The organism is Sphingomonas bacterium, from assembly GCF_903644055.1.
Lineage (GTDB): Bacteria > Pseudomonadota > Alphaproteobacteria > Sphingomonadales > Sphingomonadaceae > Sphingomonas_I.
Genome location: NZ_CAHJXD010000196.1, coordinates 1 through 3,099 on the forward strand (window position 1 = coordinate 1; position 3,099 = coordinate 3,099).

At 69.5% G+C, this 3,099-nt stretch carries 5 protein-coding genes; 1 reads left to right on the forward strand and 4 read right to left on the reverse strand.

All coding sequences use genetic code 11. The annotated features are described in order from the left end of the window. Window positions 1-332, forward strand: a 332-nt coding sequence (locus tag HUU94_RS08540; protein ID WP_174274662.1) for a heparinase II/III domain-containing protein, incomplete at its 5' end; no start/stop codon positions are given. Window positions 333-485: 153 nt separating this feature from the next. Here the strand turns inward: HUU94_RS08540 and HUU94_RS08545 are convergent. The 4 genes from HUU94_RS08545 to HUU94_RS08560 all read right to left on the reverse strand — a co-directional run. Continuing rightward, window positions 486-938 carry a hypothetical protein gene (locus HUU94_RS08545; RefSeq protein ID WP_174274663.1) on the reverse strand — a complete coding sequence of 151 codons (453 nt, stop codon included), beginning with the start codon at window positions 936-938 and terminating at the stop codon, window positions 486-488. Window positions 939-1,055: 117 nt separating this feature from the next. Then, window positions 1,056-2,003: a S1/P1 nuclease gene (locus HUU94_RS08550; RefSeq protein ID WP_174274664.1), complete on the reverse strand. Its 948-nt coding sequence runs from the start codon at window positions 2,001-2,003 to the stop codon at window positions 1,056-1,058. Beyond that, window positions 2,003-2,248, reverse strand: a complete 246-nt coding sequence (locus HUU94_RS08555) for a hypothetical protein (protein ID WP_174274665.1) — start codon at window positions 2,246-2,248, stop codon at window positions 2,003-2,005. Before HUU94_RS08555 ends, HUU94_RS08550 begins: the two co-directional genes overlap by 1 nt. A gap of 52 nt (window positions 2,249-2,300) precedes the next feature. After that, window positions 2,301-3,099: isoaspartyl peptidase/L-asparaginase family protein (locus HUU94_RS08560; protein WP_174274666.1), on the reverse strand; the 799-nt coding region annotated here is incomplete at its 5' end.

Sequence of the window (3,099 nt, forward strand, 5' to 3'; positions counted from 1 at the left end):
CGCTGGCCGCCGACGGGCGCCAGCTTTCGGGCGAGGACCGGCTGGTGCCGGCGGGGCGCAAGCGCGCGCTGGCGGCGACGCGCTTCGCGATCGGCTTCCATCTGGCGCCCGGGCTCGATCCGGTGCTGACCGCAGACGGCAAGGGCGTGCTGATCCGCCCGGCGGCGGGCGAGGCGTGGCAGTTCCGCACCGACGCGGGCGCGCTCAGCCTGGAGGAGAGCCTGTGGATCGATGCGTTCGGACGGCCGCAGCCGACCAAGGTGGTGACGATCGCGGGCGAGACGCCGCCGGACGGCGCGAGCGTGGGCTGGTCCTTGCGGAAGGTGCGTTAGAGGCTGACCTGTTGAACTCTCGTCACCCCTGCCTTGAGCCGGGGTCCCGCTGCTTGGCCGACGTTGAAGAGAAGCAGGACCCCGGATCAAGTCCGGGGTGACGTCTCAGCTTGAACAGGACAGCCCTTGGACGCTTCGGTCGAAGGAAGCCGTTCACCCCTCCATCCCCAGCACGAAATCCCTGAGCGCGCGCGCGTCGTGGAGCGCGTTGTGCGGCACCTTGCTGTTGCGCGCGGTGGAGAAGCCGGGGGTGCGCAGGAAGCGGAAGCGCATGCCGCCGATGTCGGGCAGCTCGGTCTCGCGGATCAGCAGCAGGCGGCAGAAGAGCGCGATATCCTCGGGCCAGTCGGCGACGATCTCGGGATCGGGATCGGCGCGGAGGTAGGCGGCGATATCGTGCGCGGCGGCCTCGGCATCGAGCTCGTTGTAGAGATTGGCGGGGACGTTCCTGAGATAGGGGACGACGTGGCGCGCGACCCAGGGGGTCGGCGCCTGCGATGACGGGATCACGACATAATAATCCTGATCCCCTTCCTCGGCGGCAAGGCCGAGGCTGAGCAACGGGCCGCCGAAGCCATCGAATTCGGTATCGAGGAAATAGCGCATATCAGACGCAATCGCCGCCGCAGCGAAGGCCGGGGTCCACGCCTGTGGCGACGAAGCGCGACACTCCGCGGAGAGAGACAAGGATGCCAGCCCGCACCGGCGTGACGGGCAGGGGGTTCATGGATTTACGGTTCGTGGCGGTCTCGGCGGATGCGCCACCTCGGGGTGATCGCCGTCGAGCGCTTCATCGAGCAGGCGCGCGAGCCTGAGGCCGCCGCGCGCGATTTGCAGGCGCACCACGGGCACCAATCTCTCGATCGTCGCCTCGTCCATCGTCACTGGCGTCTTGGGGGTGGGCTTGCAGATGTCGGCCTCGACGCTGCCATAGACCTGGGTCTTGGCGAGCGCCCAGCTTTCGCGGCCCCAATCGTCGATCGTGCCGGCGGCGATCGCCTTGCGATCCTCGGGCGTGATCCCGGAGAGGATGCCGTCCGCCCCGCCGGGCGGCGAGGAGATGGCGCGATCGGCGAGCAGCCCGTCCCAGATCGAATGGAGATTGGTGCCGGTGCGCGCGCCATAGCTGGCCTTGACCCGGTTGCCGCCCTGATCGCCGTCATGCTCGCTGCCGTGCAGCGGCTGGTGGAGATCGCCGACGAAATGGACGAGGAAGGCCAGCGCCATCAGCCGATCGCGCGGCGGCAGCTTGCGATCGGCGAGCATCCGCCGCGCGCGCGCGATCTGCGCCGAGACGCAATTGCCGTTGGCGCACGCCGCCTTCAGATCGAACGGCTGGCAGATTTCGGCGTCCTGGAAATGCCAGACATAGGCATAGTTGAAGCGATCGCCGAGCGTCTTGATGCAATCGGGCCAGATCGATGCCTCCTCGATCGTATGCGCGGGGCAGGTGGGCGTCTCCAGCACCGCCTGGCGCCTGAGCAGCCAGACGATCGAGGCGCGGGTGCGCGGCTGGACCTGTTGCATCGCGATCGAGGCGACGGTCTGGTGGCCATATTCCCACCACGCGCTGGCCGGCGCGGCGAGGCCGAGCATCAGGAGAAGGATGGCCAGCGAGGCGGCCAGGCGCGGCAGGCCCAGGCGTCGTGGCACCGGAAGGCGGCGCGCCATCACGACCGAAAGCCACAGGGTTTGTGGCCTTCGTGGCCTTTGTGGCTTTCATGGCCTTCGTGGCTTTCGCCATCGCCGTCATGCCGGGCCCTTCGAGCGTGCTCGTAACGGGCCTGTTCCGGCATCCACGCATCGATCGGCCTCTCGGCCGCCTCGAACGCGTTCTGGCAGACCCCGGAACCGATCCGGGATGACGAACGGAGCGGCGGCAGGAAGGCCGCTTCCAAACCCGTCGTCCGCATCATCCTACCTCCACAGTGAGAACATACCAAGCACAAAGCGCCCGAAAAGTCAAGCTTAGCCTTCATCGTCGTAAATGGCGACGATAGGATCGTGACCGCCGCGCGCGATCCCGCGAAACATTCCCGGTGTGTTGAACGCCCAGCCGCCGGCGCCATCGGGCGCGACCGCGATCACCCCGCCCTTGCCGCCGAGCGCGCCGACCTCGGCGATCAGCGCGCTCGCCGCATTGACGACGCTCTCCCCGCCGATCCGCACCCGCGCGGCGATCTCGTGCGCGGCGGCGGCGCGGATGAACACCTCGCCCGCGCCGGTGCAGGAAACCGCGCAGGCGCGATCGTCGGCATAGGTGCCCGCGCCGATCAGCGGCGAATCGCCGATCCGGCCCCAGCGCTTGGCGGTGAGCCCGCCGGTGGAGGTGGCGGCGGCGACATGGCCCGCGGCATCGCAGGCGACCGCGCCGACCGTGCCGTATTTCATCGCCGAATCGAAGCCGCCGCCCGCCTTGATCTCGTCGAGCTGGCGGCGGCGCTCGGGGAGCGCGAACCAGGCGGGATCGACCTGCTCGCAGCCGGCTTGCTCCGAAAAAGCGTCGGCACCCGCGCCCGACAGCAGGACGTGACGACCATCCTCCATCACCGCGCGGGCGAGCGCCACCGGGTGCCGCGTGCGCGTGACGCCGGTCACCGCGCCGGCCTGTCGCCCCCGCCCGTCCATGATCGCGGCATCGAGCTCGTTGACCCCCTCCCACGAGAAGACCGCGCCGCGCCCGGCGTTGAAGCAGGGATCGTCTTCGAGGGTGCGGACGGCGGCCTCGACCGCGTCGAGCGCGGCGCCGCCGCGCGCGAGATCGGAA

Excerpts from the sequence above, each read along its gene's own strand:
- HUU94_RS08545 (WP_174274663.1), bottom strand. The coding sequence starts at position 938 with ATGCGCTATTTCCTCGATACCGAATTCGATGGCTTCGGCGGCCCGTTG.
- HUU94_RS08555 (WP_174274665.1), bottom strand. The coding sequence starts at position 2,248 with ATGATGCGGACGACGGGTTTGGAAGCGGCCTTCCTGCCGCCGCTCCGT.
- HUU94_RS08550 (WP_174274664.1), bottom strand. The coding sequence starts at position 2,003 with ATGGCGCGCCGCCTTCCGGTGCCACGACGCCTGGGCCTGCCGCGCCTG.